The sequence below is a fragment of the Streptomyces nodosus genome (assembly GCF_008704995.1).
In the GTDB taxonomy this organism is placed as follows: Bacteria; Actinomycetota; Actinomycetes; order Streptomycetales; family Streptomycetaceae; genus Streptomyces; species Streptomyces nodosus.
In genome coordinates this window covers 3089611-3111120 of the sequence record NZ_CP023747.1, presented here as the reverse complement: position 1 = coordinate 3111120, position 21510 = coordinate 3089611, and the positions used below count along the sequence as shown (strand labels likewise).

Annotated in this window: 16 protein-coding genes, 3 rRNA genes and 1 pseudogene; 7 read left to right on the top strand and 13 right to left on the bottom strand. The window is 68.1% G+C overall.

Annotated features, from left to right (window positions below):
- Window positions 1-53 precede the first annotated feature (53 nt).
- Window positions 54-1004, bottom strand: coding sequence for an RDD family protein (locus CP978_RS14020; protein ID WP_043440785.1), 951 nt, complete (start codon window positions 1002-1004; stop codon window positions 54-56).
- Between the two features lie 122 nt (window positions 1005-1126).
- Here CP978_RS14020 and CP978_RS14015 point away from each other — a divergent pair, with 122 nt between their 5' ends.
- The 4 genes from CP978_RS14015 to rrf all read left to right on the top strand — a co-directional run bounded on the left by CP978_RS14015 (window position 1127) and on the right by rrf (window position 7882).
- Window positions 1127-2134, top strand: coding sequence for a stage II sporulation protein M (locus CP978_RS14015; RefSeq protein WP_043440783.1), 1008 nt, complete (start codon window positions 1127-1129; stop codon window positions 2132-2134).
- A gap of 590 nt (window positions 2135-2724) precedes the next feature.
- Window positions 2725-4249, top strand: a 16S ribosomal RNA gene (locus CP978_RS14005).
- Between the two features lie 315 nt (window positions 4250-4564).
- A 23S ribosomal RNA gene (locus CP978_RS14000) occupies window positions 4565-7682 on the top strand.
- Window positions 7683-7765: 83 nt separating this feature from the next.
- Window positions 7766-7882: ribosomal RNA gene (gene rrf, locus CP978_RS13995) — 5S ribosomal RNA — on the top strand.
- Together the 16S, 23S and 5S rRNA genes form the textbook arrangement of a ribosomal RNA operon.
- Window positions 7883-8005: 123 nt before the next feature.
- Here rrf and CP978_RS13990 read toward each other — a convergent pair.
- The 5 genes from CP978_RS13990 to CP978_RS13970 are packed head-to-tail and all read right to left on the bottom strand — an operon-like array spanning window position 8006 to window position 13529.
- Entirely contained in the window at window positions 8006-9316 is a 1311-nt protein-coding gene (locus CP978_RS13990; RefSeq protein WP_043440781.1) for a DUF58 domain-containing protein, read from the bottom strand.
- Window positions 9316-10305, bottom strand: a complete 990-nt coding sequence (locus CP978_RS13985) for an AAA family ATPase (protein WP_107070530.1) — start codon at window positions 10303-10305, stop codon at window positions 9316-9318. Before CP978_RS13985 ends, CP978_RS13990 begins: the two co-directional genes overlap by 1 nt.
- On the bottom strand, window positions 10305-11498 hold the full coding sequence (locus tag CP978_RS13980) for a DUF4350 domain-containing protein (RefSeq protein WP_043440776.1): 1194 nt from the start codon (window positions 11496-11498) through the stop codon (window positions 10305-10307). The genes CP978_RS13985 and CP978_RS13980 overlap by 1 nt, the downstream gene beginning before the upstream one ends.
- Window positions 11495-12211 (bottom strand): DUF4129 domain-containing protein, encoded by a 717-nt coding sequence (locus CP978_RS13975; protein WP_376697930.1) that lies wholly within the window; start codon window positions 12209-12211, stop codon window positions 11495-11497. The genes CP978_RS13980 and CP978_RS13975 overlap by 4 nt, the downstream gene beginning before the upstream one ends.
- 4 nt (window positions 12212-12215) lie before the next feature.
- Entirely contained in the window at window positions 12216-13529 is a 1314-nt protein-coding gene (locus CP978_RS13970; protein ID WP_043440772.1) for a DUF7847 domain-containing protein, read from the bottom strand.
- 140 nt (window positions 13530-13669) lie between these two features.
- Here CP978_RS13970 and CP978_RS13965 point away from each other — a divergent pair.
- Window positions 13670-14248, top strand: a pseudogene (locus CP978_RS13965) (S-methyl-5-thioribose-1-phosphate isomerase); the annotation flags it as partial.
- Window positions 14249-15537: 1289 nt separating this feature from the next.
- Here the strand turns inward: CP978_RS13965 and CP978_RS13955 are convergent.
- Complete coding sequence (locus CP978_RS13955) at window positions 15538-16512, bottom strand: LysR family transcriptional regulator (RefSeq protein WP_043440667.1); 975 nt, start codon at window positions 16510-16512, stop codon at window positions 15538-15540.
- A gap of 83 nt (window positions 16513-16595) precedes the next feature.
- Here CP978_RS13955 and CP978_RS13950 point away from each other — a divergent pair, with 83 nt between their 5' ends.
- Window positions 16596-17825 (top strand): MFS transporter, encoded by a 1230-nt coding sequence (locus CP978_RS13950; RefSeq protein WP_052454107.1) that lies wholly within the window; start codon window positions 16596-16598, stop codon window positions 17823-17825.
- Here CP978_RS13950 and CP978_RS13945 read toward each other — a convergent pair.
- The 3 genes from CP978_RS13945 to CP978_RS13935 form a co-directional block, all read right to left on the bottom strand.
- Window positions 17796-17978, bottom strand: coding sequence for a DUF397 domain-containing protein (locus CP978_RS13945; protein WP_043440671.1), 183 nt, complete (start codon window positions 17976-17978; stop codon window positions 17796-17798). The two genes, CP978_RS13950 and CP978_RS13945, sit on opposite strands and share 30 nt — an antisense overlap.
- Window positions 17979-18065: 87 nt before the next feature.
- On the bottom strand, window positions 18066-18248 hold the full coding sequence (locus CP978_RS13940) for a DUF397 domain-containing protein (RefSeq protein WP_043440673.1): 183 nt from the start codon (window positions 18246-18248) through the stop codon (window positions 18066-18068).
- Window positions 18245-19063 carry a helix-turn-helix domain-containing protein gene (locus CP978_RS13935; RefSeq protein WP_043440675.1) on the bottom strand — a complete coding sequence of 273 codons (819 nt, stop codon included), beginning with the start codon at window positions 19061-19063 and terminating at the stop codon, window positions 18245-18247. The genes CP978_RS13940 and CP978_RS13935 overlap by 4 nt, the downstream gene beginning before the upstream one ends.
- A 137-nt stretch (window positions 19064-19200) precedes the next feature.
- On the opposite strand from CP978_RS13935, the gene CP978_RS13930 reads away from it, so the two are divergent.
- A complete protein-coding gene (locus CP978_RS13930; protein WP_079162128.1) occupies window positions 19201-19827 on the top strand; it encodes an ATP-binding protein in 627 nt (208 codons plus the stop codon).
- Here the strand turns inward: CP978_RS13930 and CP978_RS13925 are convergent.
- The 3 genes from CP978_RS13925 to CP978_RS13915 form a co-directional block, all read right to left on the bottom strand.
- Complete coding sequence (locus CP978_RS13925; protein ID WP_144401448.1) at window positions 19804-20001, bottom strand: hypothetical protein; 198 nt, start codon at window positions 19999-20001, stop codon at window positions 19804-19806. The genes CP978_RS13930 and CP978_RS13925 overlap by 24 nt on opposite strands.
- A gap of 175 nt (window positions 20002-20176) precedes the next feature.
- Window positions 20177-20779 carry a response regulator transcription factor gene (locus tag CP978_RS13920; RefSeq protein ID WP_043440677.1) on the bottom strand — a complete coding sequence of 201 codons (603 nt, stop codon included), beginning with the start codon at window positions 20777-20779 and terminating at the stop codon, window positions 20177-20179.
- Between the two features lie 31 nt (window positions 20780-20810).
- On the bottom strand, window positions 20811-21422 hold the full coding sequence (locus CP978_RS13915) for a hypothetical protein (RefSeq protein WP_043440679.1): 612 nt from the start codon (window positions 21420-21422) through the stop codon (window positions 20811-20813).
- Window positions 21423-21510 lie beyond the last annotated feature (88 nt).

The following is a 21510-nucleotide window of genomic DNA, read 5'->3' as shown; positions in this document are numbered from 1 at the left end:
CGCCCCTCGGAGACGAGGGGCGAGACCCAGCCCGTACGCGTGACTCGTGCCCGTCACGCGGGCGGTGCGAACCCGGTCGCGGTCCCGTCCGATGTCTCGTCCGACGGATCGTCGTACGACGTCGGCCGCTCCTGTTCCTCCGGGACGCGGGGCGCCTGCGCCTGAGGCTGGGACTGGGACCGGGTATGAGACGGTACGGGCCCGCCCGGGACGGAAAGCTCCTCCGGAGGCACCTCCGCGGCCCCGGCCCCGCCCGGGCCGGTGTACATCCGCCGCTTCTCACGCTCCTGTCGCTCCTGCACCACCGCCGACAGATAGGCCGCCGGTGGAATGCCGTGCGGTGCCGGTGTCCCCGTGCAGGCCGCCAGGTCCGAGGCGAGACGTGCCGACATCGCCCAGCCCACCTGCGGATCCAGCTGATGCATACGCGTCAGGTACTGCCGGATCGCCAGCCACAATCCGTCCGGCACCGTGGAGAGATCCAGCTCCGAGAACCGCCCGACGAGCCAGGGCGGAGGCGGAGGCACCGAGGCCGCCGACACCGTGGGCACCCGCTCCCTCACGACCAGGGTGCCCGCGAACACGTCTCCGAGCCGGCGGCCCCGCTCGGACACGAGGGAGGCGATGCAGGCGACGCATCCGAAGGTCCCCAGGATCTCGATCACACCGACCGCGCCGCGCACCAGCGCGTGCCGGAACCGGATCGGTCCGCCGTCGTCCCGCACCACGCGCAGTCCGCACGCCAGCTTGCCCAGCGAACGACCGTGGCTGAGCGTCTCCACCGCGATCGGCCCGCCCACCAGCACCAGTACGAAGGTCGCGATCGACAGTGCCGTCCGCGCGGCGGAGTCCAGCCCTGAAGTGGACGCCACCAGGGCGACCGTCACAAGGATGTAGGCGACCAGGGCGACCACCAGATCGAGCACCACGGCCAGCGCCCGGCTGGGAAGCTTCGCGGGGCGCAACTCCAGCGCCACCGCCTCGCCCGTCACCAAATCGCTCATGCCCGCCGCCCTTCCCCTGGCCCACCCCGACGGACATCAGTCTGCCAAGCTGAGGGCATACCGCGCCGTAGCGGTACGACAAGCCGACACGCATTACAAGAGGACGAGGAGCAGCCCTTCCCATGGACCTCGATGTGTTCGTGTCGACCCATCGTGCCGAATGGGACCGTCTGGAGGCCCTGCTGCGCCGCCGGCGCGGCCTCACCGGGGCCGAGGCGGACGAACTCGTCGCCCTCTACCAGCGCACCGCCACTCATCTCTCCGTGATCCAATCCAGTGCGCCGGATCCGCAGCTCACCGGCCGGCTCAGCCGACTGGTGGCCCGCGCGCGCAGCACCGTGACCGGCGCACGCAGCGCCTCGTGGCGCGATGTCACACACTTCCTCACCCATGGGTTTCCGGCCGCAGTGCACCGGACGCGCCACTGGTGGGTGCCCACCGCACTGGTGTCCACGGTGGTGGCGGCCCTTCTGGGCTGGTGGATAGGTACGCACCCCGACGTCCAGGCCTCGATCGCGGCCCCCGGCGAGCTGCGCGGCCTGACCCGCCCCGGCGGTGAGTACGAGACGTACTACTCCAGCCACAACGCGGCCGCCTTCGCCGCCCAGGTGTGGACCAACAACGCCCAGGCCGCCGCGCTCTGCCTTGTCCTGGGCATCTTCCTGGGCCTCCCGGTCCTGCTGGTCCTCTTCACGAACATGCTGAACCTGGGGGTGGGCATCGGCCTGATGTCCTCGGCGGGCCGCCTCGACACCTTCCTCGGCCTGGTCCTTCCGCACGGCCTCCTGGAGCTGACCGCCGTCTTCGTCGCCGCCGGAACAGGACTACGGCTCGGCTGGACCCTCATCGACCCCGGTCACCGCAGCCGTCGCACGGCCCTTGCCGAGGAGGGGCGGGCCGCTCTCGGCATGGCCATCGGCCTCGCCCTCGTCCTGTTCGTGTCGGGCGCCATCGAGGGCTTTGTGACCCCCTCCGGCCTGCCCACCTGGGCCCGCATCAGCATCGGCGTCTTGGCCGAGCTGGCATTTCTCGGGTACGTCTTCATCCTGGGCGGGCGCGCGGCCGGCGCCGGGGACACCGGCGACCTGGAGTCGGACGGACGCAGCGAGACGGTTCCGACGGCCGCGTGACGGGAACGGCACCCCATCGGCCCTGCTGGATGTGCGTCTTCCCGTGTTGGCCTGCTAGTCTCCTCTTCGCCCCACGGGAGCCGTTGACACGGGTCCGGTGGGGAGGTAGATTCGAACAGTTGCCTAGAGGTGGACGTATCCACCGGGCGACAGTGAGCGTCTAGCTGCTTCCGAAGCCCAAGGCTTCGAGGAGCCCCTCCCGATGATTCAGAAAATGGAAGCCGGTTAAACGGCCCCCAGAAACTCTGATAAAGTCGGAACCGCCGGAAAGGGAAACGCGAGAGCGGGAACCTGGAAAGCACCGAGGAAATCGGATCGAGAAAAGATCTGATAGAGTCGGAAACACCGAAGGGAAGCGCCCGGAGGAAAGCCGAGAGAGAATCTCGGTGAGTACAAAGGAAGCGTCCGTTCCTTGAGAACTCAACAGCGTGCCAAAAGTCAACGCCAGATATGTTGATACCCCGTCTCCGGCCGGTTCGGTCGGGACGAGGTTCCTTTGAAATAACACAGCGAGGACGCTGTGAACCGAGGGGATTATTCCTCCTCTCTGGTTCCGCTCTCGTGGTGTTTACCCCGATCACGGGGAAGCATTCACGGAGAGTTTGATCCTGGCTCAGGACGAACGCTGGCGGCGTGCTTAACACATGCAAGTCGAACGATGAAGCCCTTCGGGGTGGATTAGTGGCGAACGGGTGAGTAACACGTGGGCAATCTGCCCTGCACTCTGGGACAAGCCCTGGAAACGGGGTCTAATACCGGATACGAGCCGGGGAGGCATCTCCCTGGTTGGAAAGCTCCGGCGGTGCAGGATGAGCCCGCGGCCTATCAGCTTGTTGGTGAGGTAACGGCTCACCAAGGCGACGACGGGTAGCCGGCCTGAGAGGGCGACCGGCCACACTGGGACTGAGACACGGCCCAGACTCCTACGGGAGGCAGCAGTGGGGAATATTGCACAATGGGCGAAAGCCTGATGCAGCGACGCCGCGTGAGGGATGACGGCCTTCGGGTTGTAAACCTCTTTCAGCAGGGAAGAAGCGAGAGTGACGGTACCTGCAGAAGAAGCGCCGGCTAACTACGTGCCAGCAGCCGCGGTAATACGTAGGGCGCGAGCGTTGTCCGGAATTATTGGGCGTAAAGAGCTCGTAGGCGGCTTGTCGCGTCGGTTGTGAAAGCCCGGGGCTTAACCCCGGGTCTGCAGTCGATACGGGCAGGCTAGAGTTCGGTAGGGGAGATCGGAATTCCTGGTGTAGCGGTGAAATGCGCAGATATCAGGAGGAACACCGGTGGCGAAGGCGGATCTCTGGGCCGATACTGACGCTGAGGAGCGAAAGCGTGGGGAGCGAACAGGATTAGATACCCTGGTAGTCCACGCCGTAAACGGTGGGCACTAGGTGTGGGCAACATTCCACGTTGTCCGTGCCGCAGCTAACGCATTAAGTGCCCCGCCTGGGGAGTACGGCCGCAAGGCTAAAACTCAAAGGAATTGACGGGGGCCCGCACAAGCGGCGGAGCATGTGGCTTAATTCGACGCAACGCGAAGAACCTTACCAAGGCTTGACATACACCGGAAAGCATTAGAGATAGTGCCCCCCTTGTGGTCGGTGTACAGGTGGTGCATGGCTGTCGTCAGCTCGTGTCGTGAGATGTTGGGTTAAGTCCCGCAACGAGCGCAACCCTTGTCCCGTGTTGCCAGCAGGCCCTTGTGGTGCTGGGGACTCACGGGAGACCGCCGGGGTCAACTCGGAGGAAGGTGGGGACGACGTCAAGTCATCATGCCCCTTATGTCTTGGGCTGCACACGTGCTACAATGGCCGGTACAATGAGCTGCGATACCGTGAGGTGGAGCGAATCTCAAAAAGCCGGTCTCAGTTCGGATTGGGGTCTGCAACTCGACCCCATGAAGTCGGAGTCGCTAGTAATCGCAGATCAGCATTGCTGCGGTGAATACGTTCCCGGGCCTTGTACACACCGCCCGTCACGTCACGAAAGTCGGTAACACCCGAAGCCGGTGGCCCAACCCCTTGTGGGAGGGAGCTGTCGAAGGTGGGACTGGCGATTGGGACGAAGTCGTAACAAGGTAGCCGTACCGGAAGGTGCGGCTGGATCACCTCCTTTCTAAGGAGCACTTCTAGGCCGCCATGGCGGTCCAGAGGCCAGTACATCGGCGAACGTCCGGTGCTGGTTGCTCATGGGTGGAACGTTGACTACTCGGTCAGGACCTCGGGTCGAAGGCTGCTAGTACTGCTCGTGAGAGCGTGGAACGCATGATCTTCGGACGGGACTTGGCCGGGCACGCTGTTGGGTGTCTGAGGGCACGGCCGTTTGGTCGGAAGCCTTCGGTGCCGGCCCCAGTAAACTCGCTGGTTTTTCAGCGGGGTGATGGGTGGTTGGTCGTTGTTTGAGAACTGCACAGTGAACGCGAGCATCTGTGGCCAAGTTTTTAAGGGCGCACGGTGGATGCCTTGGCACCAGGAACCGATGAAGGACGTGGGAGGCCACGATAGTCCCCGGGGAGTCGTCAACCAGGCTTTGATCCGGGGGTTTCCGAATGGGGAAACCCGGCAGTCGTCATGGGCTGTCACCCGCTGCTGAACACATAGGCAGTGTGGAGGGAACGCGGGGAAGTGAAACATCTCAGTACCCGCAGGAAGAGAAAACAACCGTGATTCCGGGAGTAGTGGCGAGCGAAACCGGATGAGGCTAAACCTATGGCGTGTGAGACCCGGCAGGGGTTGCGTTGTGGGGGTTGTGGGATCTCTTTGTCACGGTCTGCCGGCCGTGAGACGAGTCAGAAACCGTTGATGTAGACGAAGGACATGCGAAAGGTCCGGCGTAGAGGGTAAGACCCCCGTAGTCGAAACGTCAGCGGCTCGTTGGAGAGACACCCAAGTAGCACGGGGCCCGAGAAATCCCGTGTGAATCTGGCGGGACCACCCGCTAAGCCTAAATATTCCCTGGTGACCGATAGCGGATAGTACCGTGAGGGAATGGTGAAAAGTACCCCGGGAGGGGAGTGAAATAGTACCTGAAACCGTGTGCCTACAAGCCGTGGGAGCGTCGGAATGTGCTTGCACATTCTCGTGACTGCGTGCCTTTTGAAGAATGAGCCTGCGAGTTTGCGGTGTGTTGCGAGGTTAACCCGGGTGGGGTAGCCGTAGCGAAAGCGAGTCCGAACAGGGCGTTTGAGTAGCATGCCCAAGACCCGAAGCGGAGTGATCTAGCCATGGGCAGGTTGAAGCGGAGGTAAGACTTCGTGGAGGACCGAACCCACCAGGGTTGAAAACCTGGGGGATGACCTGTGGTTAGGGGTGAAAGGCCAATCAAACTCCGTGATAGCTGGTTCTCCCCGAAATGCATTTAGGTGCAGCGTCGTGTGTTTCTTGCCGGAGGTAGAGCACTGGATAGGCGATGGGCCCTACCGGGTTACTGACCTTAGCCAAACTCCGAATGCCGGTAAGTGAGAGCGCGGCAGTGAGACTGTGGGGGATAAGCTCCATGGTCGAGAGGGAAACAGCCCAGAGCATCGACTAAGGCCCCTAAGCGTACGCTAAGTGGGAAAGGATGTGGAGTCGCACAGACAACCAGGAGGTTGGCTTAGAAGCAGCCACCCTTGAAAGAGTGCGTAATAGCTCACTGGTCTAGTGATTCCGCGCCGACAATGTAGCGGGGCTCAAGCGTACCGCCGAAGTCGTGTCATTGCAGCATGAGGGCCAACGCCTGCTGTGATGGGTAGGGGAGCGTCGTCTGCCGGGTGAAGCAGCACCGGAAGGTAGTTGTGGACGGTTGACGAGTGAGAATGCAGGCATGAGTAGCGATTCACACGTGGGAAACGTGTGCGCCGATTGACTAAGGGTTCCTGGGTCAAGCTGATCTGCCCAGGGTAAGTCGGGACCTAAGGCGAGGCCGACAGGCGTAGTCGATGGATAACCGGTTGATATTCCGGTACCCGCTGTGGAGCGTCAAACATTGAATCCAGTGATGCTAAGGCCGTGAAGCCGTTCCGGACCCTTCGGGGAATGGAAAGTGGTGGAGCCGCTGAACCAAGTTGGTAGTAGGTGAGTGATGGGGTGACGCAGGAAGGTAGTCCATCCCGGGCGGTGGTTGTCCCGGGGTAAGGGTGTAGCCCGGTGTGTAGGTAAATCCGCACACCTTGTGGGTGAGACCTGATGCCGAGCCGATTGTGGTGAAGTGGATGATCCTATGCTGTCGAGAAAAGCCTCTAGCGAGTTTCATGGCGGCCCGTACCCTAAACCGACTCAGGTGGTCAGGTAGAGAATACCGAGGCGTTCGGGTGAACTATGGTTAAGGAATTCGGCAAAATGCCCCCGTAACTTCGGGAGAAGGGGGGCCACTTCTGGTGATCAGCTTTACGCTGTGAGCTGGGGGTGGCCGCAGAGACCAGCGAGAAGCGACTGTTTACTAAAAACACAGGTCCGTGCGAAGCCGTAAGGCGATGTATACGGACTGACGCCTGCCCGGTGCTGGAACGTTAAGGGGACCGGTTAGCTCACTTTCGGGTGGGCGAAGCTGAGAACTTAAGCGCCAGTAAACGGCGGTGGTAACTATAACCATCCTAAGGTAGCGAAATTCCTTGTCGGGTAAGTTCCGACCTGCACGAATGGCGTAACGACTTCTCGACTGTCTCAACCATAGGCCCGGTGAAATTGCACTACGAGTAAAGATGCTCGTTTCGCGCAGCAGGACGGAAAGACCCCGGGACCTTTACTACAGTTTGATATTGGTGTTCGGTTCGGCTTGTGTAGGATAGCTGGGAGACTTTGAAGCGGCCACGCCAGTGGTTGTGGAGTCGTCGTTGAAATACCAGTCTGGTCGTGCTGGATGTCTAACCCGGGTCCGTGATCCGGATCGGGGACAGTGTCTGATGGGTAGTTTAACTGGGGCGGTTGCCTCCTAAAGGGTAACGGAGGCGCCCAAAGGTTCCCTCAGCCTGGTTGGCAATCAGGTGTTGAGTGTAAGTGCACAAGGGAGCTTGACTGTGAGACCGACGGGTCGAGCAGGGACGAAAGTCGGGACTAGTGATCCGGCGGTGGCTTGTGGAAGCGCCGTCGCTCAACGGATAAAAGGTACCCCGGGGATAACAGGCTGATCTTCCCCAAGAGTCCATATCGACGGGATGGTTTGGCACCTCGATGTCGGCTCGTCGCATCCTGGGGCTGGAGTCGGTCCCAAGGGTTGGGCTGTTCGCCCATTAAAGCGGTACGCGAGCTGGGTTTAGAACGTCGTGAGACAGTTCGGTCCCTATCCGCTGTGCGCGTAGGAGTCTTGAGAAGGGCTGTCCCTAGTACGAGAGGACCGGGACGGACGAACCTCTGGTGTGCCAGTTGTTCTGCCAAGGGCATGGCTGGTTGGCTACGTTCGGGAGGGATAACCGCTGAAAGCATCTAAGCGGGAAGCCTGCTTCGAGATGAGGACTCCCACCCACTTGATGGGGTAAGGCTCCCAGTAGACGACTGGGTTGATAGGCCAGATCTGGAAGCATCGTGAGGTGTGGAGGTGACTGGTACTAATAGGCCGAGGGCTTGTCCTCAGTTGCTCGCGTTCACTGTGTTGGTTCTGAAACCACGAACAATCGCACCCTGACGGGTGGTCGGGTTGTGTGTTTCATAGTGTTTCGGTGGTCATAGCGTGAGGGAAACGCCCGGTTACATTCCGAACCCGGAAGCTAAGCCTCAGAGCGCCGATGGTACTGCAGGGGGGACCCTGTGGGAGAGTAGGACGCCGCCGAACAAATTGTGGGAAAACCCCGCACCGTATGGTGCGGGGTTTTCTGCGTTTCCAGGGATTTTTCCATGGACTCGGGGATCCCCCCGTCCGATTCGGACCGGTCGGCTGGATACCGGTCGGTCCGAATCAGAGGCGGCCCGCCGCCTTCAGGGCCAGATATGCGTCCGCCAGGGCCGGCGCCAGATTCTCCGGCGTCGCATCGACGACCGTGACCCCGTGTCGGCGCAGTTGTTCCGCCGTGCGTGCGCGTTCCGACTGGGCCTGGGCCGCCGCCGCGGCCTCGTACACCGCGTCCGTGCTTCCCCGGGCCGTCGACATATGAGCGACGCGAGGATCGGCCACCGATGCGAGCAGGACCGTATGGCGCCGGGTGAGGCGGGACAGTACCGGCAGCAGCCCCTCCTCGACGGGGGCCGCGTCGAGGGTGGTCAGCAGGACGACCAGAGCACGGCGCGGTGCCGTTCGCAGCACGCTGGTCGTCAGACCCCGCGCATCCGTCTCGACGAGCTCCGGTTCCAGGGTCGCCATGGCGTCGACCAGCGACGGCAGGACCTCGCGGGCACCCCGGCCCTGGACCAGCGCACGTACCCGGCGGTCATAGGCGAGCAGGTCCACCCGGTCGCCGGCCCGGGAGGCCAGGGCGGCCAGCAGGAGCGCCGCGTCCATCGAGGCATCCAGCCGCGGTGCGTCGCCGACCCGCCCGGCCGAGGTGCGGCCCGTGTCCAGGACCAGCAGCAGGTGCCGGTCGCGCTCGGGTCGCCAGGTGCGGACCGCGACCGCGTTGTGGCGGGCTGTCGCGCGCCAGTCGATGGAACGGGTGTCGTCCCCGGGAACGTAGTCGCGCAGGCTGTCGAACTCGGTGCCCTCGCCGCGGGTGAGCACGCTGGTGCGGCCGTCGAGCTCACGGAGGCGAGTCAGCTTCGCCGGAAGATGCTTGCGGCTGGTGAACGGCGGCAGGGCCCGTACCGTCCACGGCACCCTGTGGGTGCCCTGACGGGCGAAAAGACCGAGGGGGCCATAGGAGCGGATCGTGACGCGGTCCGCCTGCCGGTCGCCCCGGCGGGTGGGGCGCAGACGGGTCGTCAGCCGACGACGCTCCCCCGGAGGAACCGTCAGGCGGTGGCGTGACGCCTCCACTTCGGTGCCCGGCTGCCAGCTGCTGGGCGGCCAGGCGTCACGCAGCACGGCACGCAGGGGGCGGCGCGAGGGATTGGTGACGGTGAGCGTCACCTCGGCCGTCTCCCCGAGGCGCACGGATGTGTCGCCGGAGCGGCTCAGCGTGAGCCGGCGCACGGGCGCGGCCAGCGCGGCGTCGCACACGCATGCCAGGGCCAGCGGGCCGTTGACGGCGAGGATGCCCGTCCAGCCGGGTTCCCAGATGCCGACCGGGAGACTGCCGAGGGCCGCCAGCAGTGCGGCGCGTCCGGTGAGTGCCATCAGCGGGGGACGGGGACGTGGGCGAGGATCGCGTTGATGACCGAGTCGGCGGTGACCCCCTCCATCTCCGCCTCGGGGCGGAGCCGCACCCGGTGACGGAGCGTCGGGAGGGCGAGAGCCTTGACGTCGTCCGGGGTGACATAGTCACGGCCCGTCAGCCAGGCCCAGGCGCGGGAGGTGGCGAGGAGGGCGGTCGCGCCACGGGGTGACACCCCGAGGGCGAGGGACGGGGACTCGCGGGTGGCGCGGCAGAGGTCCACCACATAGCCGGTGATGTCGGGGGAGACCGTGACGGCGGCGACGGCGGCGCGGGCGTTCTCCAGGACGGCCGCGTCCGCCACGGGGCGTACGCCGGCGGCGCGCAGGTCGCGCGGGTCGAATCCCTCGGCATGACGGGTGAGGACATCGATCTCGTCCTGACGGGACGGGAGCGGGATCGTCAGTTTGAGCAGGAAGCGGTCCAGTTGGGCTTCCGGCAGGGGGTAGGTGCCCTCGTACTCGACGGGGTTCTGCGTCGCGGCGACCAGGAACGGCTCGGGGAGCGGGCGCGGGGTGCCGTCCACGGTGACCTGGCGCTCCTCCATGGCCTCCAGAAGGGCCGACTGGGTCTTCGGCGGAGTGCGGTTGATCTCGTCGGCGAGGAGCAGATGGGTGAAGACCGGGCCGGGCTGGAAGGAGAACTCGGCGGTCCTGGCGTCGTAGACCAGGGAGCCGGTGATGTCGCTCGGCATCAGGTCCGGGGTGAACTGGACACGCTTGGTGTCGAGTTCGAGTGCGGCTGCCAGCGCGCGGACGAGCAGCGTCTTGGCGACCCCGGGCACCCCCTCCAGGAGTACGTGGCCCCGGCACAGCAGGGCGACGACGAGGCCGGTCACGGCGGGGTCCTGGCCGACCACGGCTTTGGCGATCTCGGCGCGCAGGGACTCCAGGGACGCGTGGGCGGTGCTCGCGTCCCCGGTGTACCCGGCGGTGTCAGTGGTCGGGTCCATCATGGACGGCGTACCTCACTTTCGAGGGCGTCGAGTTGGTCGGCGAGGGCGATCAGGGCCGCGTCGTCGCCGGGCGGCGGGCCGAAGAGGAGAGCGTGCAGGGGCGGGTGACCGTCGCCTCCCAGGCGTGTGGACAGCGCGGGAAGCAGTGCCTCGGGCGTGTGTGCCTGAGCGGAGGAGACGCCTACGAGAGGGGCGAGGCGGGTGCGGGTGGTGGAGCGCAGAGCGGCGGCCGCGCGATCGCGGGCGTTCGCCTTGCGGTAGAGGCGGGCGCGGCCTTCGACGGTCTCGGAGGCACGGATCACGACGGGGAGCTTCTCGGGGACCAGCGGGCCGAGTCGGCGTGCCCGCCAGAAGGCGGCCAGGGCGGCGGCGACGAAGAGCTGGAGCGTTCCCCAGAGCCAGCCCGAGGGGAGCAGATCGAGGAAGCTCTCCTCGCCCGCGTCGGAGGCCGAGGAGTCGGAGAGCGAGGGGAGGTACCAGACCAGATGGGAGCGGGAACCGAGCAGCTGGAGGGCGAGGGAGGCGTTGCCCTGCTCATCGAGCCGGTCGTTGTAGAGGATCCGGGGCGAGCCGAGGACGACGGTGTCACCGTCTCCGGATGCGGCTGGGAGGCGTACCAGGGTGGGCAGGCCCTCGCTGGGGTAGCAGGTGTCGGCGCGGGCGTCGTGGGAGCGGTAGCGCATCCCTCCCGTCTCGGCGGCACCCGCCTGCCGGGCGGCCGCCATGCGGCAACCGGGGGGCAGCGTGGAGTCGAAGCCGGCGGCAGGGGCGGCCAGGAGGCCGGGGGCGAGGGTGTCGACGGAGGTCCGGGGCGCGATCAGGACCGTCCGGCCGTCCGAGGCCCGGGTCGTGCCGTGCAGCAGTTGCTGCTGATGGGGAGTCAGCAGGTCGGGCACGGTGATCAGCAGGGTGGTGTCGGGGCCGACCGCGGTGCGTGCCTCGTCGAGGGTGGTGACCACCCGCGTGGTGACGCCCCGTTCGGCGAGCAGCGTGGCGACGGCGTGGCTGCCGTAGGGGGCGGTGGAGCGCGGATCGAGGCTGCCGTACTGGGCGCCCGAGCGGATGACGGCCGTCGCCACGGCGCCGATCAGCAGGAGGACGACGGCGATCAGGACCCCGCGTGTCCGGGTCCACACCTGGCCCACGGTGGGCGAGGCCGAGGTGGCGGGAAGGGCGGCCTCGGTGGTCATCCGGCGGCTCCCCGGTGGACGTCCTGGCCGACGGCGCGGGCGCTGCCGGACAGCTGGGGCCTGGTGAGCAGCAGATCGTCGTCGAGGAGGGAGAGCCGACGGTATGTCTCCTCGCCCGCGGGCCGGCCGCCGTATGTGATGTCGTCGAAGTCCCGGGCGGCGGCGCGCAGCCGGTCCCTGTGGTCGGGCAGGGCCCGGCCGGCCTCGGAGGCGGCCTCGTCGGCGGTGCGCCCGGGACGCACATCGAGGAGGGCACGCTCCTCCAGGGAGCGGACGACGGCGCGCATGCGTTCCTGGACGGCCTGGCTCCAGTGGCCCTGGGCGGCGTGCGCCTCGGCGGCCGCGCGGTGCTCGGCGGCGCTTCTGGGCCGGTCCTCGAAGAGTGTCACGGACCTGGCGGGCGTGCGGCGCGGGGTGCCCAGGCGCCACCACAGGGCCCCGGCGAGCGCCAGGACCGCCAGCACGATCACGAGAAGGCCCAACGAGCCGCCGGGGGTCGCGGTCGAGGCGGCCCCGAAGAGCTTTTCGATCCAGTCCCAGAAGGCGCTCAGGGCGCGCTGCAGCAGCCCGGGGTCGTTCTGGTGGTACATCCCCTTCGACAGCTCACGCCGGGCGGCCTCCCGCGCGGGATCGCGCGGGACCGTCACCGGTGGTCCGTCGCCCGTGTGCCACAGCACCGGTACGACGTACCTTGCTCCCCCCGTCGGAATCACCGCATCAGCCCCAGGTGGCCGGGGAGGGAGCGGTGCCGCCGTGGCCCTGCGGCCCGGCGGAGCGGGCCAGATCGAGGTCGAGGCCCTCACGGCGGATGCGCTGGTCGATGTAGAGCAGCACGATCACACCGGCGGTGAAGGGGAACGAGAGTATGCGCCCGATCACCGAGCCGATCCCGGTGATGATGAGGAAGGTCCAGCCGGGGCCGCCGCGGCCACCGGCGTCGAGCACCCCGGAGATCAGGGTGAAGGGGATCGCGACGACCATGCTCAGGAAGAACGCGATGATCTGTGCCAGCACCTGAATGCCGAAGGTCCGCCACCACGAGCCGCGCACCAGCTTGACGGAGCGGCCCATCGCCTTGCGGACGGTCTGCTTCTCCAGCATCAGCGCGGGCGAGGCGAGCGAGAGCCGGATCGAGATCCACAGGGAGAGCGGGAGGCCGACGAGGACGCCGAACAGGGCCAGCCCACCGCCCGACTCGGTCTGCCCGGCCAGCATGACGACGAGTCCGGGCAGGGCGCACACCGCGACGATCGCGATGCTGATGAGCGGCAGCAGAAGGGTCAGGCCGAGCAGCCTGAAGAGCTGCGGGCGCGCTTCTCGCCAGGCTTCACCGGTGGTCACCGGCCTGCCGAGCACCGCCCGGCTGGTGATGGTCGTGAGCAGGGCCGTGGTCACGAGGGTGCCGAGCAGCGACACCAGGCCCACCAGAACCGAACCCACCATCACCGTGCGTATGGTGGCGGCCAGTTCGCGGAAGGCGGCATCGGAGCCGTCGAAGGAGGTCACCGTGGTGACGCCGTCGTCCAGGAGGACCTTCTGGAAGAGGATGACCAGGACCTGCGTGGCCACCGCGACGGTCAGGGTGAGGCCGAAGACCTGGCGCCAGTAGACGCGCATGGTGGAGATGGCACCGTCGAGGATCTCGCCGAGGCCGAGCGGGCGCAGTGGGATCACACCGGGCTTCGCCGCGGGCGGCGGTGGGCCCCAGGCTCCGTAACCGCCGGGGCCGGGACCGCCCCAGCCGCCGGGGCCGGGGTATCCGCCGGGTGGCGGGGGCGGGGCTCCCCAGCCTCCACCGGGCGGTGGCGGAGGCGCGCCGGGACCCTGCGCCGGGGGAGCGGCCCACTGCCCCGGTGGGGGCTGCTCGGCGGACCAGTTCGCCGGCGGCCGAGTCCCGTCGGCGGCACCCTGTTCCGCGTCCCCCTGGCCCGAGGGCTGCTGCGGGGGCTGCGCGCCGGACGCGCCCGGCTGCTGCCGGTCGGAGGGGGCGGATCCAGATCCGGGCGAGGCCCAGCCCGGAGTGTCTTCCATCGTCGCTCCTTCACAGTGCACATCCGCGGTCGCGGCGGCGATTCGGCAGCCATCGTGCCACGCTGCGCGCCTGAGGGGACCAGGGGGAGAGCTGACCGCACGCCTTCAAATGCCGGCCGGGTACGGGGCACACTGACCGCATGGCCGATCAGTACGCGCAATCCGGCGAGGGCAGACCGTCGCCCGGGATACCCGCGATCCGCTGGGAGGAGCCGCCCGAAGGGCCCGTCCTGGTGCTTCTCGACCAGAGAAGGCTCCCGGCGCAGGAAGCCGAGCTGGTGTGTACGGACCCGTCCGCGCTGGTGGACGCGATCCGCACGCTGGCCGTGCGCGGGGCGCCCCTGCTTGGGATCGCCGGGGCGTACGGCGTCGCGCTCGCCGCCGCGCGCGGCTTCGACGTGGACGAGGCCGCCGCCGTGCTGGCGGGCGCCCGGCCCACCGCGGTGAATCTGGCCGTCGGGGTGCGCAGGGCCCGGGCCGCCCATCGGACGGCGCTCGCCGGGGGCGGCGGCCGGGAACGGGCCGCCGGGGCGGCGCTCGCCGCGGCGCGGGCCCTGCACCGGGAGGACGCCGAGGCCAGCGCACGGATGGCGGGGCACGGACTGGCGCTGCTGGACGAGCTGCTGCCGGGCGGTGGGTACCAGGTGCTGACGCACTGCAACACCGGGGCACTGGTGTCCGGCGGTGAGGGCACGGCGTTCGCGGTGGCGCTGGCGGCGTTGGTCGGCGAGGATCTCGCTGTGGACGAAGCCGCGCAGCATCAGCATCGCCATCAGGGCGGCGAGCACCAGTGTGGGCAGCAGCAGACGCATGGGGACACGGCGGCGGGCGCCGTCCGCGGCTCTGTTCGCTGCTCGGGGACGGCGGGTGCGGGATCCCATCAGAGGACGTGCTCCTGGACCGGGTGGGACGAGGACGGCTGCCCGGCGGGAACCGGGGCGGCGAGCGTCGAGGACTTCGGGGACTTGGGTGCGCCGGCGGCGGGTGGGTTGTTGCCCGGGGTGTCGCCGGTGCCGGTCGGCGTGGGGTCGGCCGTGTCGTCGCCCCCACCGGCCGTCGGGCCGGGGTCGGCCGGAGGAGTGGTGGATGCCGTGGGACCGGTGCCCGCCGTGCTCTTCCCGGGCGACGGGTTCTTGGTGGTCGTGGTCGCCGACGGCTCGGGGGCGGTGGAGGTGTCCGGCCGGCCGGGGTCCGCGGTGACGGCGGGGGCTCCGGCCCCGGTGTCCTGCGAGGGCACCGGGCCCTCGCTCACCGGGGTGCTCTCGTCCGGAGCGACACCGGTCTCCTCGGACGGCAGCACCGACTCCTCCGGCAGCGGCGAGGTGTCGACCTTGCTCGCCGGGGCGTCGTCCTGCCCCGGGACCGGAAGCCAGGCGGCGTCGGAGTTGCCGGACAGGAGCGTGGCGACGATGACGACGGCGTAGACCGCGCAGGCGAGGCCGATGGCCATGCCGATCCGGCGGAAGCGGCGGCTGCGCCGGCCCGACTCGTCGACGAAGACCGGTCCGTCGGCGCCCTCACGTTCACCGGGCCCGCCGGGGCCCGGCCGCCGGGCCGTCATGCCCGGCTGTCGCGGTATGCGTTCCAGCTGGACGGTCACCTCGTGCGGGTCATGGTCGCGCTCGGCGCCGCCGGCGGAGTCCCAGGGATCCCGAGGGGTCACGGTGCCGCCCGCTGCCGGAAGGACCGCGGTCCCGTCCGCGTCGGAGGGCGCTTCGCCCCCGCCCGGGCCTTCGGTGCCCGTCGGCTCCGTCCATATCCGGGTGTCCTGCCCACCGGCTGCGACACCTCGGGTCGCGAAGGCAGCGTCAGGTCGTTCCGGTTGGGCGTTTTCACGCCACTTTTCCACGCGCACGAATCCCCCCACGGGACAGTTCAGGGTGCGCATCCGACCCGAGCATCCGTCGACCGAACCAGGCCCCCAACCGGGTTCTCGCGCTTCCCTCATCGCAGCAGCGTGCTCGGGCCACGAATGTAGCGCATCTGGGGGGTCTGTGTTCGCGGTGTGTCAATTGTGGGAATTCATCACCTTCTCGTCCGCGGCCGGAATCCAACCATCCATAGGCCGCCGCAGCCACCCCTCCCGTGCCGCCACCTCGGCCGATGCCCGTCTGAGCGCCTCAACTCCCGGATGCGCCAGCCCCCTTCGCCATACCAGAGAAACCGGCGACAGCGGTACGGGATCGACAAGCGGGCGCAGCACCATCCCCGGCAGGGGCGGGGAGTCCACCACGGCGAGGATCGGATGCCCCGTCCTGGCCATGATCCGCTGGAACTCCTCGTACCCCACGGCCGGCGGGGCGGCCGGCGCGACCTGGATGCCCCGTCCCTCGAAGAGCCGGTGTGCGAGGTCGGTCCACTCCGGGGTGCGCGGGTTGCCCGCGCCCGCGTAGACGGTCTCACCGGCCAGCGCCGCCAGCGGCACGGCGGTCAGCCGCGCCAGCGGATGCTCCTCGGGCAGGGCGATCGTCATCGGCTCGTACCGTACGGGCTGCTGCTCCAGGCCGGCCCGCAGCGCCGGGGCGAGGCCGGCGAACCGGCCGAAGGAGGCGTCCAGCCGGCCGGCCAGCAGTTCGACGGCGGCGCCCGTCAGGCCGCTCTCATAGCGGGCCAGCAGTTCCTGCTCGGGGGCGAGTTCACGGGCCCTGACCAGCACCCGGTGCCCGGTGAGCAGGCCCGAGAAGTTCAGGTCCACCAGCAGGGGGCGGGCCCGTCCGAAGGCGGCGAGCAGCTCGTCCTGCGCGTCGAGGACCCGACGGGCGTAGGGCACCAGCCGCTCGCCGTCGGGAGTGAGCGTCACCTGGCGGGTGGTGCGCAGGAACAACTCGGCGCGCAGTTCCCGTTCGAGCCGGCGCACATCGCGGCTGAGCGCCTGCTGGGCCACATACAGCCGGGCCGCGGCCCGGGTGAAGTGCAGTTCCTCCGCCACGGCGAGGAAGGCGCGCAGCAGACGGGGGTCGACGGTGACGGGGCTGGTGGGCATCCCCCGAATTTACAACCCAGGTGCGTCAATCGTCGTCGATCAGGTGTTGGACCGGGTCCCGGGCGCCGGGTGACGGTAAGCGCATGCCGTCTACGCCGCCCCTCGCCGCACCGCCCCGGAACCCGTACCGCCGTCTCTTCACCCACCCCGGCACCCTCGCCTTCACGCTCGGCAACCTCGTCGCCCGGCTGCCGATGGGCATGTTCAGCGTGAGCGCGGTGATCATGATCGCCGGGGCCCGGGGGTCGTACGCCCTCGCCGGCGCGGTCACCGCCACCGGGCTCGCGGCGACGGCCGTGGTGGCCCCCTGGATCGCACGGCTTGTGGACCGCCACGGCCAGGCGCGGGTCGCCGTGCCCGCGACGGGGTTCGCCCTGCTCGGCGGTCTGGCCCTGCTGCTGTGCGTGCGCTGTGACGCCCCGGACTGGACCCTGTTCGCCGCCTATGCCGCCACCGCCACGACCCCCAATATCGGCGGGATGTCCCGGGCGCGCTGGGCCCACCTCTTCCGGGGCGACCCGGCGGCCCGGCACACCGCGAACTCCTTCGAACAGGCCGCGGACGAGCTGTGCTTCATGCTCGGCCCGGTGCTGGCCGCGTTTCTGTGCGGGTCGCTGTTCCCGGAGGCGGGCACCCTGACCGGCGGGATCCTGCTGATGACGGGCATGCTGCTGTTCACGGCGCAGAGGGCCACGGAACCGCCGCCGAGCCGGACCGAGAAGGCGGCGCCGCCGCTGCGCGCCCCCGGTATGCCCCCGCTGCTGCTCTCCCTCGTCGCCACCGGGGCGGTCTTCGGCTCCATGGAGGTCGTGACCATCGCCTTCGCGGACGCCCAGGGTCACCGGACGGCCGCGGGCGCCGTGCTCGCGCTCCAGGCGGCGGGGTCGTGCGCGGCCGGTCTGCTGTACGGCGCGATGAAGCCGTCCGGTCCCGCCGAGCGCCGTCTTCCGTGGTGTCTGGCGGCCATGGCGGCACTGATGGCCCTGCCCCTGCTCGCGGCGGGCACCACCGGGTCACTCGTCGGACTGGCGCCGGCCCTGCTGCTCGCGGGAATGGCCACCGCCCCCACGATGGTCACCACGATGACCCTGGTGCAGCAGCGCACCCCCGAGGGCCGCCTCAACGAGGGCATGACCCTCGCGGTGACCGCCCTGCTGGGCGGTATCGCCTGCGGCAGCGCGACCGGTGGCTGGACCGTCGAACACGCCTCGGCGACGACGGGTTACGCGGTACCGGTGGCCGCGGCGACCGCCGCGCTCTTGATCACCCTCGCCTGCGCGCGCTCAACGCGCCGCGTACGCCAGGAAGTCTGACCATGCGTCGACGTCCACAGCGAAGCGCGGCCCCTCGACGCCGAACTTGGAGTCACGGACGTGGATGGTGTGGGGCGAGGTGGCGACCTCTACGCACGCGCCGCCCGAGGAATCGCTGTAGCTGGACTTGAACCATGACAGTTCGTCGCTCACAACGTCTCCGCCGCCTTCCTGGTGAACTGGGCAGACTCGTCAACCACGGCGGCGCCCCGCTGTTGATTTCTCTCGCAGGGCGCGTGCTCAGCGGGCCGCGTACGCGAGGAAGGCTGACCACGCGTCGCTGTCCACCGCGAAACGCGGCCCCTCGACGCCGAGCTTGGAGTCACGGACGTGGATGGTGTGAGGCGATGCGGCGACCTCGACGCACGCGCCCCCTTGCGAGTCGCTGTAGCTGGACCTGAACCAGGTCAAGGGTTCGCTCATAGCTCCTTCGCCACCTTCCTGATGAATGCGGCCGACTCCTCAACTCCCAGAGCCTGCATACGGATCATCCCATGGACTTGCACCAGATCGCTGATCCTATTTGCGTCAGCGTGCAGCACGCTCGTCTCTGGACCCTCAACGTACGCGAAGCGTTCGTGTTCGTCAGTCTCAAGCAAAATGAACGAGCCATTGAGTGCAAGACCGCTGCACTTCCCAAAGGGCAACACCTGGATGGACACGTTGCGCCACCCGCCGATCTCCGGCAGGCGGAGCAGTTGCTGACGCATCACGTCCCGTCCACCCACCTCCGTGCGGAGTGCAGCCTCATAGATGACGAAGCCGTAGACCACTTTGGTGCGATGCGCCAGCGCACCCTGCCGTTCCAGCCGCGCCCTGACCCGCTCCTCAACTGTCTCGTCATCCAGCGGCGGACAACTCTCACTGATCAGTGCTCGCGCGTACTGCTCGATCTGCAGGAGACCAGGAATCAGACCGAGCGAGTAGTCATGCACGGCGATGGCCTCGGCCTCAAGCGCCATGTACTCCTGTGACCGCGCGGGGAACGGCTCCGGCTTCAGGAACTCATGGGCGGCAGCCAACTTGCCGCCGGCCCGGCACAGTTGATCTGCGGTCTGCAACAGTCTGAGGGTGGGCCGACGGCGCCCGCACTCCATCGACTTGACGTACTCGTAGTCGTACCCGGACTCTTCGGCCAGGGACTGCCGGGTGACCTGGGCCTCCTCGCGCCACAACTTGATCTGCCCACCGCAGTAACGCCAGTTCTGCTGCGTCTGCCGGGACTCCCCCGTGGCCATGCGCCGTCACCCGCCTTCCGCCGCCGCACCGTGTACAGCCACGCTGCGTACCCGACTCGCTACTCCCGAGGCTAGGCACGGTCCAGCAGGATTTTCCCGCCGAACGACGGAGAATCACACGCAAGGAACCACTACGTATGCCGACGCCGCACCGCTCCCCCGCCGCGCTCCCCCGGGACATCGAGTTCCGCTTTCCCCGCCATGCCCGCAGCGTGGGCCGGGCCCGGGTGCTCCTGCGTGAACAGGCGACGTCCTGGAAGCTGCCCGACGAGGTGACGGACACGGCGGTGCTGCTGCTCAGCGAGCTGATGACGAACGCCTGTCGCCATGCGAAGGTCTCCCCCGGCCGGGAGATCCGGGCCCGCTGCGTACTGAGCGACGAGGGCCGCCTCCGCGTCTCGGTCGCCGACGCCGACGGCACCCTGCCCACGCCCCGGGAGGCGTCCCCGGACGACGAGTCGGGCCGCGGCCTCACCTTGGTGCAGGCTCTCGCGGACGACTGGGGCGCCGAACCCCGCTCGGGCGGCATCGGCAAGACGGTCTGGTTCGAGTTGTCACCCTCCGGGCGACCTGCGGTTCTTGATTCTGGCACCGAGGAAGGCTCCGCCTATGCCGACGGTCAGCCCTCCCACGACCTGACTCGGAAGGCCGTCACCGAGCAGGGTGGCCAGAGTCGCCCCCACCGTCACGAAGACTGCGAAGATGAGCAGATCGGACAGTTTTATCTTCAACGCCTTCACTCACTCCTGCTCAGCGACGGCTGAGCCAGGCTCGTCCTTGACCGTCGCCCTTCCCAGCCGGATCCCATGGCGAACACACCAGATCGCCACCAGTGAACCCGCCATGGCGGGCAGGAACCACACGAGCATCCACGGCCCACCGAGCATCACACCTGCCACAGCTGATCCGAACACCACCGCGGCCAGGGCGTAGATCACGCCCATCTCCAGCCTTGCTCGCCCTGCCGTTCTCGGCCGCCCCGCCATCAAAACCGTGCGCTCCCCGACTTCCGTGCACCTCTGCCGCGCCGCGCCCTTCGGACCGCGGGGACAGACCGGTCGGTCCCGACCCCATCACGCGGCCCCGGGCCCGGGAAGTGAGATCTTCACGTATCTACAGCCAGCCATGGCGTTCGGCGATGCGGACGGCGTCGACGAGGGTGCGCGCATGGAGCTTGCCGACAGCGGAGGAGAGCCGGTTGCGCACCGTGCCCAGGCTCAGGAAGAGATCGGCGGCGATCTCGCGGGCGTGGGCGCCCGAGGACGCCAGCCGCAGCATCTCGGTCTCCCGCTCGGTCAGAGGGCTGACCGTGTCGGCCCCGCCGTCCCGCATCCGCGGATCGATCACGCGTCCACCGGCGGCGACCCGGCGAATCGCGTCCGCGGTCTCGGCGGGGGTCGCGCTCTTGAGGAGATAGCCGGAGGCTCCCGCGCTCATGGCACGACCCAGATACCCGGGCCGGTCCAGCGCCGTGAGGATCAACGTGCGGCATTCTGGGAGCTGTTCGGCGAGCGCGGAGGCGACGGCGATGCCGTCCACGACGGGCAGGTCGATGTCGAGGAGGACCACGTCGGGCCGAAGTCGCTCGGCCTCCGTGAGCGCCGAGGAGCCGTCGGCGGCCTCGCCGACGACTCCGATGCCCAGTTCCCCCGAAAGCAGCGCCGTGAGCCCGGACCGTACGACGGCATGGTCCTCGACAACCAGCACTCTGATCACCGACCGATTGTCCCTCACCGAGCCAGGGCACTCACATCGCGGTCGTGCCACCCACTTCGTCGTGGACAGCCTTGCTGACATGCGGCGCGAAAGCCTTGAGGACACTCCAACTGGCACCGTCGTCCATCATTCTCCAGGCGGCCTTGGGGCGGGCCTCCATCGCCACGATCGCGGCGTCCTGGTCTGTGGTGATGGAGACATGGAACCTCACCGGGAGGCTCAGGGACTTCCTGCAGATGAGGGTGAGCTTGCCGTGGGTGAATTCCTTGACCTCGTCGATCTCAGGGGCCGGGAGTTGCTTGAGGGCGTGCAGCACACTGTCGGTGAGCTGGTAGGCGGTGATGCCGGGAGGTATCGGAACGCGGATCTCCGCAGTGCACGGCAGACGCACGGCCTCCGCGGACAGCGTCAGGCCGTGGTGCGAAGCCGCACGCGCGGCCTTCCACGTGTTCGACGTGGCGCCCGCAATGGCCACGGCGGCGCTCACCGCGAGACCGAAAAGCGCTCCCTGAAGTAGCGCGGCGGCCCAGGCGGTGGCGTTATCCCAGATCATTACACCGGCCATGGCACCGCCGCAGAGAACGGCGCACACGGAAAGGGCCATGGCAGCACGGCGTACAACCGCCAGCCAATAGGTGAACATGGGTGGAATTCCCGGTTTCTGTGCGAGGGGTGGGCCGTACTGGTCCGGTGCCGGGTGGCGAGACGGCCCACCCGGCACCGGACCAGTG